The sequence below is a fragment of the Rhodanobacter spathiphylli B39 genome, assembly GCF_000264295.1.
In the GTDB taxonomy this organism is placed as follows: domain Bacteria; phylum Pseudomonadota; class Gammaproteobacteria; order Xanthomonadales; family Rhodanobacteraceae; genus Rhodanobacter; species Rhodanobacter spathiphylli.
Window position 1 is genome coordinate 643,840 of the sequence record NZ_AJXT01000004.1, and the last position, 19,108, is coordinate 662,947.

Sequence of the window (19,108 nt, forward strand, 5' to 3'; positions counted from 1 at the left end):
CATCATGGTGACACGCAGACGTTTCCTGCAGGGCGCAGCCGCCCTGGGCCTGTTCGGCACCCGGCTGGAATCGCTGGCGGCGTTCGCGGCGCCGCGCGGCGGCCAGGCGATGTCGCCGGCGCCCGAGCCCGACGGTTTCGCCCGCCATGTGGATGTCTTCATCGGTACTGGCGGCCACGGCCACGTCTATCCCGGCGCCACCTTGCCGTTCGGCATGGTGCAGCTCAGCCCGGACACCAACGACGCCGGCTGGGATGCCTGCTCGGGCTACCACCAGGGCGATGGCTCGATCATGGGTTTCTCGCACACGCACCTGAGCGGCACCGGCGCCAGCGACATGCTCGACGTGCTGGTGATGCCGGCACAGGGACCGGTGCTGTTGCAGCCGGGCGGGCGTGGATTGCCGGACCTGAACTACCGTTCGCGCCACGACGGCGCCGATGTCGGCGAGCGGATTTCGCCCGATGCGATGGCGCAGCCCGGCCCGGGCTACCGCTCGACATACGATCAGGAACAGGCGCAGCCGGGCTACTACCGGGTGCACCTGAAGAACCACGACATCCTCGCCGAGCTCACGGCGACCCTGCGCACCGGACTGCATCGCTACACCTTCAACGGCGACGGCAGCGGCCACCTGCTGGTCGATCTCGCGCACGGCTACCACGACGACGCCGCGGTACCGAGCAAGGTCAGCGATGCGCAGCTGAAGCTGGTCGGCAACGACACCCTGGTCGGCGAGCGCCGCGTGCACCAGTGGGCCGGCGGCCGGCACATCCATTTCGCGATGAAGCTGTCGCGCCCGATCACCCAGGCCACGCTGTACAACGAAGATGCCGCCCTGCCGGCCGGCACCGGCGAAACGCGGGGTCGGCACCTCAAGGCGGTGCTGCACTTCGACGACATCGCCAGCGCGCCGTTGCTGGTCAAGGTCGGCATCTCCGGCGTCGACGTGGCCGGCGCGCTGCGCAACCTCGATGCGGAAGTGCCCGGCTGGGACTTCGAGCAGGTGCGCAAGTCGGCGGCCGCGACGTGGGAGCGCGAGCTGGGCCGCATCCGCATCGACACGATGTCCGAAGACATGCGCAGCATCTTCTACACCTCGCTGTACCACACCATGCTGGCGCCGACCCTGTTCAGCGACGTCGACGGTCGCTACCGCGGCATGGACCTGGCCGTGCACCAGCTGCCGCCGGGCGCCAACAACTACAGCACCTACTCGCTGTGGGATACCTACCGGGCGCAGCATCCGTTGCTCACGCTGTTCCAGCCCGATCGCGTGCCCGACCTGGTCAACGGCCTGGTGCGGATGGCAGGCGAAAGTCCCGATGGCCCGCCAGTGTGGCCGCTGCAGGGGGTGGAAACCGGTTGCATGATCGGCTACCACTCCGCCGCGGTATTGGCCGAGGCACATGCGAAAGGCTTCACCGGCATCGACTACGCGGCAGCCTGGCCGCTGTTTCGCCAGCGGGCGATGGACGACGACTACCGCGGCCTGCCGTACTACCGCAAGCTCGGCTACATCCCCAGCGACAAGGAAGGCGAGGCGGTCAGCAAGACGCTCGAATACGCCTACGACGACTGGGCCGTGGCCAGGCTGGCCGATGCCGCCGGCGCGCATGACGAAGCCACCCGGCTGCGCGAACGCTCGCGCAACTACCGGCACGTGTTCGACCGCCATTCGGGTTTCGTGCGGCCACGCGCGAAGGATGGCCACTGGCTGGAACCGTTCGACCCGCGTGGCATGGGCCACTCGAAGAGGTGGCGAGACTTCACCGAATCGAACGCGTGGCAGGCGACCTTCCTCAACCAGCACGACCTGTACGAGTACATGAAACTGTTCGGCGGCGAGCAGGCGTTCGAGCGCAAGCTGGATGAACTGTTCAACACCAGTTCGGCGCTGCCGGCCGATGCGCCGCCGGACATCGCCGGCATGATCGGCCAGTACGCGCATGGCAATGAACCCAGCCATCACGTGGCCTACCTGTACGCGTACACCGGCGCCCACCACAAGACCCAGGCACGCGTGCGCATGCTGCTGGAAAGCATGTACGAGGCGCAGCCCGACGGTCTCGCCGGCAACGAGGACTGCGGCCAGATCAGCGCCTGGTACGTGCTCGGCGCACTGGGTCTGTACGCGGTCGATCCGGTCAGCGCCAACTACGTGTTCGGCAGCCCGCTGGTCGATCGCGCGGAGATCGAGCTGGCCGACCGGCGCAGGCTGATGGTGCTGGCGCCGGGCAACGGACCGGACAGTCCGTACATCCAGTCGGTCAGCTGGAATGGCCAGCCGTGGAGCCGCAGCTGGATCAGCCACGCCGAGCTGGCCGCCGGCGGCACCCTGGAATTCCGGATGGGCGACACGCCCAACACCGCGTTCGGCGCGGCGCCGGCAGACCGGCCGCCATCATTCGGCGGAGCCGCCGTTTAGGTTCGCTGTCTGCCAGGTTGTGTCCGACATCCTCGACGGCGTCGATCCGGACACCGTCTTGCCGTGAATTCGATGGGGGCGCCCGGTTTCACGCCCGGCATCCCATCATGGCCGCGAAAGCCCGTTTGAGCGCATGCGGATCAGGTCCGCTGATGCACGGCGCCTAGCCATTACTTTTTTCACCTTCATGACCTTTGACCCTTAGGCCGACGTTCGGGCTGGCGTAGTCTGCGCGCCGTCGGCCGGTTGGGGGCGATCCGTGCATCAACTGGCCGAGTGGACGCTGAAACATTGCCTGTGACTGACCGTGACCGGTCAGTCCCACCATCGCATCAGGCTGTCCGGAAGTCCCCCATGAGTCCTCGGCAAAATTGCCGGGCAAGCTCATGTTCCATAGCTGTCACCCATAAAAGGAAGCCCCATGAAAACCAACACTTCTCACCTGAACAACCGCTCTTCTCGCCGCAACGCCTTCTCTGTTCGAAGCCTCGCAATTGCCGCTGTCATCGGGATTTGCGGTGTGGCAGGTTCTGCCACGGTTTATGCGCAAGCCACCGCAGGCAAGATCTTCGGTACGGCACCGGCCGGTGAGACCATCTATGCGAAGAGCGTCACGACAGGCTTCAAGCGCCACGTCCAGGCGGATTCCAAGGGGCGTTACAGCATCGGAGCATTGCCTGTGGGCGTCTATACGGTGACCTTGGAAAAGGACGGCAATCCCATCGAGAAGCATCCGAATGTCGGGGTGATCGTGGGACGGGGCGTCAAGGTCGACTTCGCTGATTCGGCAGCCAAGGAATGACGTGATGCGCGTCGTGACCGGGGGCTCGTCCCCTGTGGGACCCGAGCCTTCGCCGTACGCGATCACCTGAAGTCACATTGACCTTTGATTGCCCGACGCTGAAAGGCGTTGGGCAATCTCGTTTTACATGCAGGAGCACAAGTCATTCACTTTTCTTCCGACGTTTCGTCGTGACTTCCCGCTTTTCGTGGGTCGCTGTCGCCTCGTCAAATTAAGGCGGCCACCGATGTTGTATCGTTTGATCCGGCCACCACCCGTCCAGACGCACATGGACGGCTCGGAACCGGTGTTTGCCAAGGCAGGTCAACCGAAGCCTGTGTTCGATCCTGCGCACATGCCCGCAGGCGAAGGTCAGTCATTCAATTCATTCAGACGTAAACACGAAAAAACAGGGAGTTCCATGAAGAATCGCAGTCATCTCGGCACTCGCACCAATGGCCGCCGTGCGGGTTGGTCCTTGCTTGGCCTGTCCGTGGCAATTGCTGTCAGCGTGTCCGGAACGGCAGGAGTCACCGCTGCCCATGCCCAAGCAACTGTTGGCAAGGTTTTTGGCTGGGCGCCCGCGGGTGTCACCATCACCGCGCACAGCAACACCGGCGTCCATCGTCACACCACGGCCAACGACAAAGGCCGCTACACCATCGGAGCACTGCCCATGGGTGTCTACGAAGTGGCGCTGGAAAAAGATGGCAAGGCCATCGATACGCGTCCGAACATCAAGCTCACCGTGGGTCGCGGTGCGGAAGTCGATTTCGCCTGCGATCACGACCAGTGCGCGAAACCTTCCGGTAACTAGAGTTGCGTGCTTATCGCGCTGCGACAGTGCGATAAGCATCCGGAAAGGCATGGGGCATGCTTGCCCGTCGACTTGAGGTGACCGCCCGGTGCGCAAAGGCGCCGGGGTTCCGACCTGGAATATTCAGAGTTCGCTTTGCAGATTCACCAGTCGGTCGGCTTGTAGTCCTTGAGGAACTGCCCCCACACATGCTCGCCGGTGTTGATGCCGTGGATGATCGGGTCGACGATGCGTGCGGCGCCGTCGACGATGTCCAACGGCGGGTGGAAGCGTTCTTCCGCCACCTTCCTCGCGGCCAGCTCGGCCGGGTCCTCGTCGGTCACCCAGCCGGTGTCCACGCTGTTCATGTGGATGCCGTCGTTGTGGTAATCGGTCGCCGAGGTGCGCGTCATCATGTTGAGCGCGGCCTTGGCCATGTTGGTGTGCGGGTGCCGGGTGGTCTTGAAGTTGCGGTAGAACTGGCCTTCCATCGCCGACACGTTGACGATGTGCTTGTCCCGATTGGCCGTGCGCAGCATCAGCGGCTTCAGTCGCGCATTGATGATGAACGGCGCGATCGCGTTCACCAGCTGCACCTCCAGCAACTCCACCGACGGCACCTCGGCCATCAGCAGGCGCCATGAATTGCGCTGGCGCAGGTCGACCTGCTGCAGGTCCTGGTCGAGCCGGCCTTCGGGGAACAGGTGGCTCTGCGCCAGCAGTTCCTCCGGCAGCAGCGCCACCTGGGACAGCTCGGCGGCGCGGGTCAGGCCGGGAACGGACGAATCGTACCGGGCTGGCGCATCGCCTTGCGGCAGGATGTTCGAGCTGCGCAAACCCTCGTAGTGGCCGACCAGCTGGCGCACATGCTCGGGCATGTCGTGCAGCGCGGCGGTCTCGCCTTCCATCATGTGGGCGTAGAAGTCCGGCGGTCGGCGCACGGTCTGGCAGGCGTTGTTGATGATGAAGTCCAGCCGCGGTCGGGTGGCCACCAGTTCCTGGCAGAACGCTTCCACGCTGGGCGTGTGGCGCAGGTCCAGGCCGTAGACCTGCAGCCGGTGACCCCATTCGGCGAAGTCCGGTTCCGCCGCGTAGCGCGCCGCCGAATCGCGTGGGAAGCGCGTGGTGACGATAAGCTCGGCGCCGGCGCGCAGCAGTTTCAGGCCGGCCTGGTAGCCGATCTTCACCCGGCCTCCGGTGAGCAGGGCCACGCGTCCGCTGAGGTCGGCCAGTTCGTCGCGCTTGGCGTAGTTGAATGCGGCGCAGTCGGGGCACATCTGGTCGTAGAAGAAGTGCAGGGTGGCGTATTTCTTCTTGCAGACGTAGCAGTGCCGGGGCTCGATGGCTTCGCGCGGCTGCGCGGCATCGGCCTCCGGTGGGATGTCGTGCGGCTGGAACCCCTGCGGCGGGAACAGGTTGGCCGTGGTGAACACGGGGCGACGGCGCAGCGTGCGGATGCCGGTCTGGTTGAGTACCGATTCCTCCGCCTCGACCTTGCTGGCGTAACGCGCCTTTTCGGCCGCCTTCAGCTTGATCCGGCGCGCCACCGGGTCGGGGTGGTAGACCTGTGCCACGGCCTGGTGCAGGCGCTGGCGATCGTCAGCCGGCAGCCGATCCAGCAGCTCGCGATCCGCCGCTACCGATTCCAGCAGCTCAGCCGCTTCGCGCAGACGTTCCAGCAGGCGGGCATCGGTGTCTTCGGGCGGGGAGGCGGGGGGCACGTTCAAGGCGGTCATTCTTCGTCGGTCATCGGCAGGGAGGGGAGAGCACGCGGGGTGGCGTGCCGCAACCGCCTATTTTGCCTGTTTTTCCCCGCCAACCGGGAAATTCGGGGCGTTCGGGGCGTGCGATGTCCCCGATCCGACCCGCACGAGCTTCCAGCGATGGGAGCCAGCGCACATTTTGTTGGCGTGGTCGATGCAAGAGTGGCCCCGTAGTTGTCCAGGCTGGACGGCAGGTATTCGGGTGACGGGCGCTGGCAGAGTCGAGAGCCGTGGTCGCCCAAGCAGGCAGGGTTGTTTTGTGAGTTTGTCGATTTCTGCAAGTGCGCCAGTGCAAGAGGCCGCCATGGCCGATCCGTCCGTCGTATTGCCGACCATCAAGAGCGTGCTCGACAGCCTGCCGACCGCGCACCGCGCCCTGCCGATCGGGCGCCGGATCGTCGGCCAGGGCTGCCACGGGGCCGCCCGCAGTGACGAGACCACGCCACGCGTCCGTTTCGTCTATTTCCCGGCCGGGGCCGAGCATGACCGCCATGCCGCCTACCATCGCCATCTGATCACCGCCGAAATCCTGCTTGAGCGCGTACTGGCGGCCCACGCCGCCGGGCTGCGCTCGATGGCCCCGTCGCTGGATTACGCGGCCGAGGCGCGCGCCACGGTTCCGCCTCCGCCTGGCCTGTTTCATCGCGCCACGCTGGAACACCGGCGCTGGTACCGCGCCGACGGCAGCGCCCGCCCTGTGCCGCTGACGCAGGAGGCACTGTCCCTGCGGATGGCGGCCACCGACGAGTTGTCCATGCGGGAAGCCCGGGCCCGCACCGCGCAGCGTTCGCATGCTTTGCCGGCACGCGACCAGGCCTGGCTGGTGGCCCGCCGAGGCATTCCGCTGGGCCAGCGCCCGCTGAACCAGCCGGAGTGCCGCAGGCTGGCCGCTGCCCTCGACGGGATCTGGCAGGCATCCACAGGCAACTCGCACGTGGAACGGACCAACCGGCGGATCGCGCTGAGCGTGGTGGCCGTGCTGGGCAGCCTGCTGGATGAATACGTGGCCTCGCCCTTCCAGTGCGCCGCCTTGAGCGAGGCGTTCAACACGAGCCACCTGGCCCATCTGCGCCAGACCATCGCGAACTCGCGCCGGACCGAGTCGGCATCGGACAGCCTGCGGGCCGGTCCGAAGGCCTGGTTTGCCGCCAAGGCCGTCCGCATGCGCGCCGAACACCAGCTCGGCCTGTCGATGTCGCCAACGGCGTCCGCCAGCATCCGGCTGTCCGGCCGTGCCGTGGTGACCATGATCGGCGGTCGTCTGTACACCTTCATCGACGGTCGGCGCTCGGGCTCGCGCCGGTTGCCGTCCCTGCTGGCGGCGGACGCGCTGTCGGCCTGAGCCGATGGCCCAACGCGGAGCCCGACCGGGCCATTGCAGGGCCGAACAAGGCACGGATTACCGGCAAAGGCGTACCATGCGGCGCTAAGGATGGCGGCTGCAGGGAGGTGCTCGTCGTGTCCGATTCCCGACCCCTGGCCAGCGACGGTTCCACCGACGCGCTGTTCGTCGTGGTGTACGCGCGACTCAAGGCGATGGCCGCCCGACAGTTGTCGAACCGTCGCCAGGCCACCCTGGATACCACCGAACTGGTGCACGAACTGTACCTGCGCATGGGCCAGCGCGAGGCCCTGCATTTCGACCATCCCGCCCAGTTCTTTGCCTACGCCGCGCGCGCCATGCGCCACCTGCTGATCAACCGCGCCCGTGATCGCCTGCGCCTGTGCGCGGGCGGGCAATGGTTGCGCGTCACCCTCGACGACCAGGATCTGAAACTGGCGCTCGACACCGCCGAGCAGACGCTGGCGCTGGACGCCGCGCTGGACGCACTGGAACAGTCCGATGCCCGTGCTGCCCAGGTGGTGGAGCTGCGTTACTTCGCCGGGCTCAGCCTGGAGCAGGTCGCCGATACGCTCGGTGTGGCCCGGCGCACCATCGATCGCGACTGGCGCTTCGCCCGCGCGTTCATCAAGGCGCGCATGGGTTGAGAGGATGCCGGGGTTGAGGATGCCGAACCCGGCATGCCGCCGTGGTGGCGGCGAAGCGCAGCGGGGGGCGAGGTCGCAAACGGGGCATGTTCGGGGTTAACCGTGGCAAGGCATACCGTGGGGAGTTCGGCGTGGAGCCTGCAACGACAATACGCGACGTGTTCGAAGCGGCGCTTGGCCTGCCCGCCGCAGAGCGTGCGCGCCTGCTGGACGAGCGCTGTCCCGATCCGCTCCGGCGCGCGGAGATCGAACGCCTGCTCGCCGCCGACGCCACTGAAGGCGAGCTGCTGTCCACCGGCGACGCCGCCTGCGCCGCGCGGGCCATCGGCGACACCAGCGTCGCCCAGGCGCTGCCGGCCGGCAGCCGCATCGGTCCGTTCGAGCTGGTCGAGGTGCTGGGCGAGGGCGGTTCGTCCACGGTGTTCCGGGCCTTTCGCCAGGTCGATGGCGTACGCCAGGAAGTGGCGATCAAGCTGCTGGCGCGCGGCCTCTATACCGCCGACGCGCAGCGCCAGTTCCGCCGCGAGCGCGAGGCGCTGGCACGCCTGCGTCATCCCGGCATCGCCCGGCTGATCGAGGGTGGCATCACCGAGGCCGGCCTGGCCTATATCGCACTGGAGCTGGTCGACGGCCTGCCAATCACCCGCTATGCCAGCCAGCACCGGCTGGACTTGCGCCAGCGGCTGGTGCTGTTCCTGATGGTCTGCCGTGCGGTGGAGACGGCGCATCGGGCACTGATCGTGCACCGTGACCTGAAGCCTTCCAACGTGCTGGTCACCGCCGACGGCCACGTCAAGCTGCTCGACTTCGGCATCGCCATGCTGCTCGACGAGGATGCCGCCGAGCAGATCCATACCCAGCATCGCGCCTTGACACCCGCCTACGCGGCGCCCGAACAGTTCGCCCAGGAGCCGGTCAACGCGGCGACCGACGTGTATGCGCTGGGCGTGTTGCTGGACGAACTGATCACCGGGCAACGGCGCGCCAGCGCGGATGCCGGTACGCCATCGTCTCGGCTCAGCCCGGATACCGTCACCACGGCTTACGGCACCGTGCCGGCCGGCGTGTCGACGCTGCGACACAAGCTGCGCGGCGATCTCGACAACATCGTGCTGAAAGCCACCGCCAGCGAAGCGGAGCGTCGCTACGCCTCGGCCGGCGCGCTGGCCGAGGACATCGAGCGCCACCTGGACCGCCAGCCGGTGCTCGCCCATCCGCCGTCGCGGTGGTATCGCACCAGCAAGTTCGTGGCCCGCCATCGCGGTGGCGTCGTGCTCACCGCGTTGTTCATGGCGGCCGTCCTCACCTCGTTGTCGATCGCGCTGTGGCAGGCACAGGTGGCCCGCCAGCAGGCCGCACGCGCGAACATGGTGCGGGATTTCGTCGAGAGCCTGTTCGCGCCGGTGCGCTACGGTACCGCCCCCTCCGAACAACCCAGCCTGGACGAATTGCTGGCCCATGGCGTCGCGAAGCTCGACAACGCGCCGTCGATGGATGACGGCAGCCAGGTGGACCTGCTGGCGATGTTCTCGCGCCTGTACGAGGATCTTGGCGATGTCGCGCAAGCGCGGCAGCTGGCGAACCGGGCCGTCGCCCTGTCGGAACGGACGCTGGCGCCGTCCGCCATCGAATCGATCCGTGCGCTGACCGCCAGGGGCTACGCTGCGGTGCGCATGGAGGACTACGCCGACGGTGGCACCGACCTGCGGCTTGCCCACCAGCGCATGCTGGCACAGGGCATCCGCGGCGAAGCGCTGATCGACCTGCTCGGTCCGCTGGGCGCGGTCGAGAACAGCGAAGGCCATGGCGAAGCCGCGCTCGATCTCGCCCGCGAGGCGCTGGCCGAACGGATCGACAGCTGGGGACCGGACGATCCGCGGGTCGGCATCGGCTACAACGACGTCGCCTCCGCGCTGGAAGGCCTGGAACGCTACGACGAGGCGATCCCGATGTGGCGCAAGACGTGGCAGTTCGAGCTCGCGCATTTCGGACCGTCCAGCAGCCAGACGACGCTGGCGCTGGCCGGCCTGGCTTCGTCCAGCTTTCGCGCCGGCCACTGGACGCAGGCGCATGCACTGTTCGGGCAGGCCCTGGCGATGTACGCCCGCAACGGCAACGCGCCCCAGCTCACCCAGGTGTATGCGGCGCAGAAAGCTTGCGTGCTGGAAGGGTTGCGCGCCGATCACGCCAGCGCGCAGGCGCGTTGCGGGCAGGCGCAGGCCTGGTCGGCCGCTGGCTTCGGCGCGGACACCGCCCTGCATGGCGACTCACTGGAAGCCACGGCGTTCGGCGAGGTGGAGGCAGGCGATCTCGTCGCTGCGCGCAAGCTGTTCGACGCGGCCCGCAAGCTGTACGGCAGTGACCCGGCCAACCGCATGCGGATCGGCCGGGTGGACAGCGAGCTGGCCGGCATCGCCCTGCTGGAAGGCCAGCCTGCCGTGGCGCGCGAGCTGCTGCCCGAGGCCATCGCCGGCCTGCGCACGCGCAAGTACCGGATGCCGCCGTTGATCGCCGAGGCGCGCCTGCTGCTGGCCTGCACCCGGACGCCCGCCACGCCGTGTCCGCCCGACCTGCAGGCGACGGTCGAGCATGACCTTGCTGCGGTGGCGTCGCGCAACGACCCGCAACTGCTGTGGGTGCACACGCTGCTGGCGCAGGTCGAGCTGGCGCATGACCAGGCCGGCGCGGCAAGGGCCCGGCTGACAGCAGCGATTCCCCGTGCCGCCGGCGATTTGCCACCGGCGCATCCGCGTCGACTCGCGGCGCAGCTGTGGCTTGCCGTGGCCGCGGCGCGCAGCGGCGACTGCGCCGATGCCGAAGCGCAGGCCCGCGCTGCCAGCGCGACCATCCAGCTTGGCGGCCTCGCTGCACATCCCGAACTGGCCAGCGCCAGCACGCTGCTGCGCCACCCCCTGGCATCCTGCGGCCCGCTGCTGAACTGACCCGCGCTTGCAGCGTTCCACCCGTCGCCCCGCCTGGCCTGCGTGAACCACGCGTGGGCGTGTCGCAACTTGTCGCCCTTCGGTGTTCTCCGTCTTGCCACGACCACGCGGTCGGGCGGGGCAGGGGCTGCATCAACGACAAGCCAAGGGGGCAAACCGTCATGTTCCATCAGCGCACTTTCGTATCCGTCGCAGCCGGCCTGGTCCTGCTGGCGACCGTCGTCGGCACACCGGCGCAGGATCGACGTCACCAGCCATCACCGGCCAACACGCTGGTCACCGCCAACCCTTCGGGCTGGCTGCAGACCACCACGCCTGGTGGCAGCATCGACACCGCCAACCCGTTCTTCCAGAGCTTCGGGCCCAACGGTCGCACCTGCGATTCCTGTCATCGGCAGGCCCAGGGCTGGTCGATCACCCCGGACGAGCTGCGCCAGCGCTTCGCCAGGACCAACGGCAACGATCCGATCTTCCGCCTGGTCGATGGTGCCGTTTCGCCGCGAGCCGATGTGTCCAGCCTCTACGCGCGGCGCATCGCCTACTCCATGCTGCTCAACCGGGGCCTGATCCGCGTCGGCATGCCGATGCCGGCGAATGCCGAGTTTCGCCTGACCCGCGTCGATGATCCCTACGGTTACGCCAGTGCGAGCGACCTGTCGCTGTTTCGGCGCCCGCTGCCGTCGACCAACCTGATCTGGCTCACCGCGGTCATGTGGGACGGGCGTGAGACCGTCGCGCCGTTCAAGCCGCCGATGGATGCCGGCATCAATCACGAGGACATCATCGAGAGCCTGGCCTCGCAGGCACGCGATGCCATCCTCGGCCACGAGGAGGCCGCGGTGGCACCCGACGCCAGCGTGATCGATCGCATCGTGGATTTCGAGCTGCATCTGTTCACTGCCCAGCTGATCGACCAGGACGCCGGCAAGCTCAATGCCGAGGACGGCATGGGCGGCGCCAGCATCCTGGCGCAACAGCGCTTCTGGGTCGGCATCAACGATACCCTGGGCGGCGATCCCACCGGCGATGCCTTCGACGAGAAGGCGATGCGCCTGTTCGACGAGTGGAACGTCCCCGGCGCCCAGTTCAGCCACGATCGCGGCGAGCGGGCGCGGGCCGCGGTCGCCCGCGGCGAGCAGCTCTTCAACACGCTGCCGATCGCGATCAGCGGCGTGGCCGGGCTCAACGACGTGACCGGCCTGCCCGTCATCCAGGGCAGCTGCAGCAGCTGCCACAACGCGCCGAACATCGGCAACCACTCGGCGGCGCTGCCGGTCAACATCGGCATCGCCGACGCTAGCCGACGCACGCCGGACATGCCGTTGTACACGTTGACCAACAACGCCACGGGCAGGAGCGTGCAGACCACCGACCCCGGCCTGGCATTGCGTACCGGCAAGTGGGCCGACATCGGCAAGTTCAAGGGGCCGATCCTGCGCGGGCTCGCCGCACGCGCGCCGTACTTCCACAACGGTTCGGCCGCGACGCTGATGGACGTGGTCGACTTCTACGACACGCGCTTCAACGTGCACATGAGCGGGCAGCAGAAAAGCGATCTGGTCGCGTTCCTGTCGGCGCTCTGAACCCCCTTGCCCGGGCCGGCTAGCCCGGGCTGGCCGGGCAGCGGGCCATGTGCAGCAGCACGCCGGCCAGGCTCTTCAGGTCCTGCGCGTTGTGTGCCGCCACCCGCCGCAGGTTCCGGGCAGGGCCGCCGCGCAGGTAGGTGAGCCAGGCTGCCGGCGCCTCGGCGCCGGGCAGGTCGTCCTCGCGCACCACACCCAGCAGCTGGCGTTCGGCCGTGGCCAGGCGGCAGTCGGGCCACTGCCGCTTCCAGTGCCGTCGCACCGGATGCAGCAGATCCAGGTGAGCCAGGCCGGCCAGCGGATTGGGCAGGCGCGCCAGGCGATAGCGGGTCGCCAGCAGGGGTGCGTCGTAACACTTGCCGTTGTAGCTGACGAGCACGGTGTCACCGCTCAGCCACTCGGCGAACGTGCGCAGCATCGCCGTCTCGGCAGCCATCGTGGTGAGGGTGAGCTGGCGGATGCGGAAGCGGCCGTCGAGCCAGTCCGCGGCGCCGATCATGAAGGCGCGGGTGCCGGTACCGCCGGCCAGGCCGGTGGTTTCGGTATCGAAGTGCAGCAGGCGGTAGTGATGGACCGGCGCCATCCGGGCGAAGCCGGTTTCGACGACCGCCGGCGGATCGAGCCAGTCGACCAGGGCTTCGGTGTAGCGCAGGCCCGGCGCGATCTCGATGCCGGGCACCTCGCGGTCGCCGGACGAGATCGTGGCGGGGCCGCGCCTCATTTGCGCGTGACGCTGCAGCAGACGGCGTAGCTCGGGCGAGATCGCGCGATCGGTTGTCGCAATGCCTGCAGAAGGCGGACGTTGCGCGACGGGCGCGGAAGCTACGGAACCCGTCAGGCCGGCTGGCAAGTCCAGGTTCGGCGCACGGCTACCGACCTTGCCGGCCTCCGCCCGCAGCTTGCGCATCCGCGCGGCCAGCGCGCTCACAGTGCCACCAGCAAGGCCAGCACGCGCAGCGCCAGTGCCTTCGGCGTGCTGGCTGCCGCTTCGTCCGCGGCCAGCACCGGGCCGACACAGGCCGGGCAGCCGGCGCGGCAGTCGCAGCGTTCGATCAGGCTGATCGATTGCGCTACCAGATCCTCGCGACGCTGGAACAGCGGCTCGCTCTGGCCGATGCCGCCGGGGAAGGCGTCGTACAGGTAGACGGTGGGCGTGAACGGCGCACCTGGTGCCGGCGTGGCGGGTTGGCCGTCATTGCCGCGGATCTGGCCGCGGCCGCTGAAATCGGCGCTGACGAACCACGCACCATCGCCCGAGCCCACGGATTTCTGCAGGTCGCGCGCCTCGGCCATCACCGCCACGGTGGCCACGATGTGCAGCGCGTAAGCCGCGCCGAGGAAACCGTCCAGCGCCTGCTGGCGCTGTTCGAACGCGGCATCCAGCACCGCCTGCGGCAACTGCCACCACACCGCGGTGGTATGCAGTTCCTGATCGGGCAGGGTGACCGGGCCGTAGCCGATGTTCTCGTGCGAGTAGAAGCGGATCTTCTTGTAGCCGGGCACGCGGCGCACCACGTGCACCTCACCGTGGTGGGCCTGGCCGCAGCCGGCGTGCGAACTGTCGAAGCAGTCCAGCACTTTCAACCTGGTGTAGTCGATGGCGTCGGTGTAGTAGTCGACCTGGGTGCGGGTGACATAGGCCTTGCGGCCTTCCCAGTCCAGCTTCTCGACCTGGTAGGGCAGCGACTGGATCATGTGGATGGCGCCCTCGTACAGCGTCACCGCGGCGGCGGAGTAGTCGACCTCGGCAATGATGGTCTGGCGACCGTCGGTGCGATCGACCACCACGAAATTGCCGTCGGCGACCGAGCGCAGCGATACCGCGATGGCCGGGTAGCTGTCGGCAATCCATTCCCGGCGGTCGCCCTCGCGGTGCAGCACGCCTTCTTCACCCAGCAGGTCGAGCCAGGGGGTCGCCACTTCGGTGCCGAACATCTCGTCACCGATGAACGGCAGTTCGAACGCGGCGCAGCGGATGTGGTCAAGCAGGATCAGCGGCTGATCGGGCTGGATGCGCGCGTGCTCGGGCGTGGCGTCCTGGAAGAACTCCGGATGCCGCACCAGGTACTGGTCCAGCGGGTCGGAGCTGGCCACCAGCACGCCCAGGGCCGACTGCTGGCGCCGCCCGGCGCGGCCGAAGCGCTGCCAGGTGGCGGCGACCGATCCGGGGTAGCCGTTCAGCACCACCACGTCGAGGCTGCCAATATCCACGCCGAGCTCCAGCGCGGACGTGCTCACGATGCCGTCGATGCTGCCCGCACGCATCTCGCGCTCGGCGGCGCGGCGCTCCTTCGGCAGGTAGCCGCCGCGATAGGCGCGGATACGCGGCGGCTTGCGCGGGTCGTGGTCGAACACGTCCTTGAGGTATCTGGTAAGCACCTCGACCATGCTGCGCGACTGGGCGAATACCAGGGTCTTCAAGCCCGACTTGATCGCCAGCCTGGCGATGCGGTTGGTCTGCGAGCGCGCCGAGGCGCGCAGGCCCAGATCGGGATTGATCACCGGCGGGTTCCACAGCAGCACGTGCTGGTCGCCGGTGGGCGCGCCGCTTTCGGTGATCGCGGTGACCGCGTCCTCGATCAGCGCCTCGGCGTGCTCCTGCGGGTTGCCGATGGTGGCCGAGCACAGGATGAACTGGGGAGTGACACCGTAGAACGCGCAGACGCGTTTCAACCGTCGGATCACATTGGCTACATGCGAGCCGAACACCCCGCGATAGGTATGCACCTCATCGATCACCACGTAGCGGAGGTTCTCGAAGAACTGCGCCCACTTGGTGTGATGGGGCAGGATCGCCTGGTGCAGCATGTCCGGGTTGCTGACCACGATGTCGCCATGCAGGCGGATCGCCTGCCGCGCATCGCCGGGCGTATCGCCATCGAAGGTGAACGCCTTCACGCCCAGCTCGCCAGCCTTGTTCAACTCCAGCAGCTCGGCCACCTGGTCCTGCGCCAGCGCCTTGGTCGGGAACAGGTACAGCGCCTTGGCCTTGTCCTGCATCGCCGCGCTGATCACCGGCAGCGTGTAGCACAGCGACTTGCCCGAGGCGGTGGGTGTGACGATGGCCACGTGCGCGCCCGATTGCGTGGCCGTCCACGCCTCGGCCTGATGGCTGTAAAGCTGCTCGATGCCCCGCGTGTGCAGGGCTTGCGCCAGTGCCGGCGGAAGATCCGCGGGCAAGGGCGCGAAGCTGCCCTCGCGAGCGGGCACCACGAAGGCGCCGGTGATCCGCGCCGCGTAGCGCTTCGACAAGCGCTGGGCCAGCGTGCGGCCATCGCCGGGATCGCGCAGGACGAGGTCATCGGTGGCGTAGCGGTCGGGCAGTGCATTCATGGTCGGACATCCGCAAAAGGTCTTCGCGGATTAGGCCGGTGCGTTGTCTCACTGCATGAGATGAAGCCATTCGTCTGCCGCCATGGCCGGCGAGCAGGCAGTGTATCGCTTGGGTCTGCTCAGATCCCCGGGCAACGATGCCACCACCAAGCGTAGGCTCGCCATCGGACTCAGCCCGGCAGGATGTCCCGGATCCTGCGCCGCAACGCGTCCAGCGAAAACGGCTTGGTCAGCACGTGCATGTCCGGCTCGAGGTTGCCGTTGCCGACGATGGAATTTTCGGCGTAGCCGGTCATGAACAGGATCTTCAGTTGCGGGCGGGTGCTGCGTGCGGTGTCGGCCATCTGGCGACCGTTCATGGCGCCGGGCAGGCCCACGTCGGTGATCAGCAGGTCGATCGTCGTGCCGGTCTGCAGGATGCGCAGGCCGGCGCTGCCGTCGCCGGCCTGCAGGACGGTGTAGCCGGCGTCGGCCAGGACTTCGCAGACCAGTTCGCGGATCGAGGGTTCGTCCTCGACCACCAGCACGGTGTCGCTTTGCGGCGCCGCTTCGGCCAGGCGCGCCGGCTGCGTGGTTTCGGGGTCGACGGCGGCCTCGTGATGGCGGGGCAGGTAGATGCACAGGGTGGAGCCGATGCCCGGTTCGGAATGAATGCGCACCTGTCCGCCGGACTGCCGGGCGAAGCCGTAGACCATCGACAGGCCCAGGCCGGTACCCTGGCCGATCGCCTTGGTGGTGAAGAACGGGTCGAAGGCGCGGGCGATGATCTCGGGGGTCATGCCGCTGCCATTGTCGGTGACGCTGAGCGAGACGTACTGGCCCGCGTCGAGCTCGCAGGCCGTCGCCGCGCTCTCGTCCAGCGAGCGGTTGGCCGTCTCGATGGTGAGGCAGCCGCCGTCCGGCATCGCGTCGCGCGCGTTGATGCACAGGTTGAGCAGGGCGCTTTCCAGCTGCGGCGGATCGACCAGGCTGGGCCACAGGCCGTCGGCGCCGACCACTTCCAGCTGGATTGCCGGGCCGATGGTGCGGCGGATCAGCTCTTCCATGCCGGCCACCAGCCGGTTGACGTCGGTGGAGCGCGGATCGAGGGTCTGCTGGCGGGAAAAGGCCAGCAGTCGCTGGGTCAGCGAGGCAGCACGGCGCACCGCCGTTTCGCTGAGGGCCAGGTAGCGCGGCACGTCCTCGATCCTGCCCTGGTCAAGCTTTGCCCGCGCCGCTTCCATCGCACCCATGATGCCGCCGAGCAGGTTGTTGAAGTCGTGCGCCAGGCCGCCGGTGAGCTTGCCCACGGCTTCCATCTTCTGCGACTGGCGCAAGGCGGCCTCGGTGCGCGCCAGCGATTCGGCGGCTTCCTTGTCGGCCGTGATGTCGCGCGCGCTGCAGTAGATCCTGTCGTCCTCGGGAATGGCCACCCACGACAGCCAGCGGTAGCCGCCATCGGCGTGGCGGTAGCGATTCTCGAAGCACAGCGCCGGTTCGCCCAGCTCGATGGCGCGGGCGAACGCCAGCCGGTTGCGGGCCAGGTCGTCGGGATGCAGGAAGTCGAAGAACGGGGTGCGCGCGATGGTCTCCTCCGGCCAACCCAGCACCGATTGCCAGGCCGGGTTGGACTGCTCGAAGATGCCCTCGGCATTGAGCACGCCCATGAGGTCGGTGCTCAGCTGCCAGGTGCGTGCGCGACCGTGCATGCGTCGGGCCACCTGCAGTTCCAGGTCGGCATTGAGCGCACGCAGGCGTGCCTCGCTGGAACGCAGCGCGTTTTCCGCCAGCGCGCGTTCGGTGACGTCGGTGCCTTCGACGAAGATGCCGGTGACTTCGCCCAGCGCATTCCTGATCGGCTGGTAGACGAAGTCCAGGTAGCGCTGGCTGATCGGTGCACCCGGCGCCGGCTGCATCGCGAACGGCGTCGCCATCGCCACGTAGGGCTCGCCACTGTCGTAGACCGTATCGAGCAAGTCGACAAAGCCCTGGGCGGCTGCGTCGGGCAGGGCCTCGGCCACCGAACGGCCGAGCACGTTGCGCTCGCCGATCAGGCGGACGTAGCTCGGGTTGGTCAGCTCGAAAATGTGCTGGGGCCCGCGCAGCAGGGCCATGAACGACGGCGCCTGCTCGAACAGCTCGGCCAAGCGCTGGCGCTCCTCCACTGCTCGGCGGGACACCAGTACCTGTTCGGTGGTCTCGGTGCACACCACCAGCACGCCGCCCACGCCGCCGGGTGCGGACTCGTCGTCGATGGGGCTGTAGCTGTAGGTCCAGTAGGTGTCCTCGTCGCGACCGTTCCGCTGCAGGACCAGATGCTGGTTCTCGTGCCAGGTGGCGCTGCCGCCGGCCATCACCTGGCGGACCTGGCCGCCGATGTCCGCCCAGATCTCCGGCCACACCTGGCGGCCGGGCAGGCCGAGCGAGCAGGGATGGCGCTCGACGGTGAGCGTCTGCGCATAGGCGTCGTTGTAGAACCAGATCGCCTCGCTGCCCCAGAACATGCCCATCTGATGGCGCGAATTGAGCATCAGCCGGATGGCCGTGCGCAGCGCCTGGGGCCACAGTTCCGGCTTGCCCAGTGGATGCGATGCCCAGTCGTGGGCACGCATCAACGCGCCCATTTCGTCGCCGCCCGCCAGAAATGAAGCATCCGCCATGAAATCAGGCCACCGGGGTCAGAGAAGCTGCTGCAGGTTGCAACCGTTGCGGCAGGCTACCATCGCGGCGCCAGGGCCGTGAACGCCCTGGGGCAGATCTCTCGCTGATGAGTCCGAGGCTGACGAATCCGAGGCTGACGAATCCGGGGCTGACGAATCCGGGGCTGGCGGATTCTCGACGACAGGAGAAAACCGGCGCGTCGTGACGCGCCGGAACCGGGCGGACTCGGTGCCCAGGTGTCAGTCGCGCGATTTGGCCACCACGCTGCCGTCGTCCGGATCGACCAGCAGGTCGACATCGTGGCCGTGCGAGGTTTCCGCGTCGGCACTCCACAGGCCGTGCTCGTACTCCACGTCGTGGATCTTCTGGTAGCCGGCGGCAGACAGCTTGGCGCTGACTTCGTCCTTGTCCAGCTTGGAGGGCGCGTCATCGACATAGACCTTGCCGTTGACCGGCCCCACGGCCAGTTTCACCCACTGCTTGTTGCCGCCGCGGGCCTTGCCGTGCCACACGCCGTCCTTGAATTTCAGGCCCTTCACTTCCTTGTAGCCGGCGTCGGCGATCGCGGTCTTGATCGCGTCCTCGCTCAACGCCCCGCTGGGCGGTTGCGTGGTCCAGGTGGAAACCGTGGTGGTGGTCTGCGTGGTCGTGGTTGCCGACTGGCTGGTGGCCGGCATGTTCTGCGCGAGGGCCGCACCGCAAACCGACAGGCCAATCAACACGGGAAGCAGGCGCTTGATCATGGTGAACTCCTTGGGGCTGGTGAGTACGAGCAGTGTCGTCGGCGCACTGGGCGAAGGTTCGCGACGTGCATGTCGGGCGCCGATTCGCCGGCCGACTCGACGCGCACGAT

General features: G+C 67.8%; 12 protein-coding genes. 7 read left to right on the forward strand and 5 right to left on the reverse strand.

Annotated elements, in window-relative coordinates:
- Window positions 1-4 precede the first annotated feature (4 nt).
- The 3 genes from UU7_RS03705 to UU7_RS03715 all read left to right on the forward strand — a co-directional run bounded on the left by UU7_RS03705 (window position 5) and on the right by UU7_RS03715 (window position 4,026).
- The gene (locus UU7_RS03705) at window positions 5-2,428 is read left to right on the forward strand and encodes a GH92 family glycosyl hydrolase (RefSeq protein ID WP_007805471.1); all 2,424 of its coding nucleotides are present in this window, start codon (window positions 5-7) and stop codon (window positions 2,426-2,428) included.
- A gap of 421 nt (window positions 2,429-2,849) precedes the next feature.
- A complete protein-coding gene (locus UU7_RS03710; protein WP_157581810.1) occupies window positions 2,850-3,230 on the forward strand; it encodes a carboxypeptidase-like regulatory domain-containing protein in 381 nt (126 codons plus the stop codon).
- Window positions 3,231-3,456: 226 nt separating this feature from the next.
- Window positions 3,457-4,026: a carboxypeptidase-like regulatory domain-containing protein gene (locus UU7_RS03715; RefSeq protein ID WP_238530873.1), complete on the forward strand. Its 570-nt coding sequence runs from the start codon at window positions 3,457-3,459 to the stop codon at window positions 4,024-4,026.
- 143 nt (window positions 4,027-4,169) lie between these two features.
- Here UU7_RS03715 and UU7_RS03720 read toward each other — a convergent pair whose 3' ends face one another.
- Complete coding sequence (locus tag UU7_RS03720) at window positions 4,170-5,741, reverse strand: SDR family NAD(P)-dependent oxidoreductase (RefSeq protein ID WP_007805476.1); 1,572 nt, start codon at window positions 5,739-5,741, stop codon at window positions 4,170-4,172.
- Window positions 5,742-6,072: 331 nt separating this feature from the next.
- Between UU7_RS03720 and UU7_RS03725 the strand changes: the two genes are divergently transcribed.
- From UU7_RS03725 to UU7_RS03740, 4 genes are all read left to right on the forward strand, one after another.
- A complete protein-coding gene (locus UU7_RS03725) occupies window positions 6,073-7,110 on the forward strand; it encodes a hypothetical protein (protein WP_007805478.1) in 1,038 nt (345 codons plus the stop codon).
- A gap of 116 nt (window positions 7,111-7,226) precedes the next feature.
- Window positions 7,227-7,757, forward strand: a complete 531-nt coding sequence (locus UU7_RS18615; protein ID WP_040672800.1) for an ECF-type sigma factor — start codon at window positions 7,227-7,229, stop codon at window positions 7,755-7,757.
- 131 nt (window positions 7,758-7,888) lie between these two features.
- Complete coding sequence (locus UU7_RS17325; RefSeq protein WP_162098631.1) at window positions 7,889-10,699, forward strand: serine/threonine-protein kinase; 2,811 nt, start codon at window positions 7,889-7,891, stop codon at window positions 10,697-10,699.
- Between the two features lie 161 nt (window positions 10,700-10,860).
- Entirely contained in the window at window positions 10,861-12,282 is a 1,422-nt protein-coding gene (locus UU7_RS03740; protein WP_007805484.1) for a c-type cytochrome, read from the forward strand.
- A 19-nt stretch (window positions 12,283-12,301) separates the two neighbouring features.
- Here the strand turns inward: UU7_RS03740 and UU7_RS03745 are convergent, their stop codons facing one another.
- The 4 genes from UU7_RS03745 to UU7_RS03760 form a co-directional block, all read right to left on the reverse strand.
- Window positions 12,302-13,003 carry a ribonuclease H-like domain-containing protein gene (locus UU7_RS03745; protein WP_007805486.1) on the reverse strand — a complete coding sequence of 234 codons (702 nt, stop codon included), beginning with the start codon at window positions 13,001-13,003 and terminating at the stop codon, window positions 12,302-12,304.
- Between the two features lie 203 nt (window positions 13,004-13,206).
- Window positions 13,207-15,615 (reverse strand): DEAD/DEAH box helicase, encoded by a 2,409-nt coding sequence (locus UU7_RS03750; protein WP_007805488.1) that lies wholly within the window; start codon window positions 15,613-15,615, stop codon window positions 13,207-13,209.
- Window positions 15,616-15,785: 170 nt separating this feature from the next.
- On the reverse strand, window positions 15,786-18,254 hold the full coding sequence (locus tag UU7_RS03755) for a hybrid sensor histidine kinase/response regulator (RefSeq protein ID WP_007805490.1): 2,469 nt from the start codon (window positions 18,252-18,254) through the stop codon (window positions 15,786-15,788).
- Window positions 18,255-18,494: 240 nt separating this feature from the next.
- Window positions 18,495-18,998: a PepSY domain-containing protein gene (locus UU7_RS03760; RefSeq protein ID WP_007805492.1), complete on the reverse strand. Its 504-nt coding sequence runs from the start codon at window positions 18,996-18,998 to the stop codon at window positions 18,495-18,497.
- Window positions 18,999-19,108 lie beyond the last annotated feature (110 nt).

Bases quoted from the DNA above. Each gene is read 5' to 3' on its own strand.
- UU7_RS03705 (WP_007805471.1), top strand. From the start codon at position 5: ATGGTGACACGCAGACGTTTCCTGCAGGGCGCAGCCGCCCTGGGCCTG.
- UU7_RS03710 (WP_157581810.1), top strand. From the start codon at position 2,850: ATGAAAACCAACACTTCTCACCTGAACAACCGCTCTTCTCGCCGCAAC.
- UU7_RS03715 (WP_238530873.1), top strand. From the start codon at position 3,457: ATGTTGTATCGTTTGATCCGGCCACCACCCGTCCAGACGCACATGGAC.
- UU7_RS03720 (WP_007805476.1), bottom strand. From the start codon at position 5,741: ATGACCGCCTTGAACGTGCCCCCCGCCTCCCCGCCCGAAGACACCGAT.
- UU7_RS03725 (WP_007805478.1), top strand. From the start codon at position 6,073: ATGGCCGATCCGTCCGTCGTATTGCCGACCATCAAGAGCGTGCTCGAC.
- UU7_RS03740 (WP_007805484.1), top strand. From the start codon at position 10,861: ATGTTCCATCAGCGCACTTTCGTATCCGTCGCAGCCGGCCTGGTCCTG.
- UU7_RS03745 (WP_007805486.1), bottom strand. From the start codon at position 13,003: ATGAGGCGCGGCCCCGCCACGATCTCGTCCGGCGACCGCGAGGTGCCC.
- UU7_RS03750 (WP_007805488.1), bottom strand. From the start codon at position 15,615: ATGAATGCACTGCCCGACCGCTACGCCACCGATGACCTCGTCCTGCGC.
- UU7_RS03755 (WP_007805490.1), bottom strand. From the start codon at position 18,254: ATGGCGGATGCTTCATTTCTGGCGGGCGGCGACGAAATGGGCGCGTTG.
- UU7_RS03760 (WP_007805492.1), bottom strand. From the start codon at position 18,998: ATGATCAAGCGCCTGCTTCCCGTGTTGATTGGCCTGTCGGTTTGCGGT.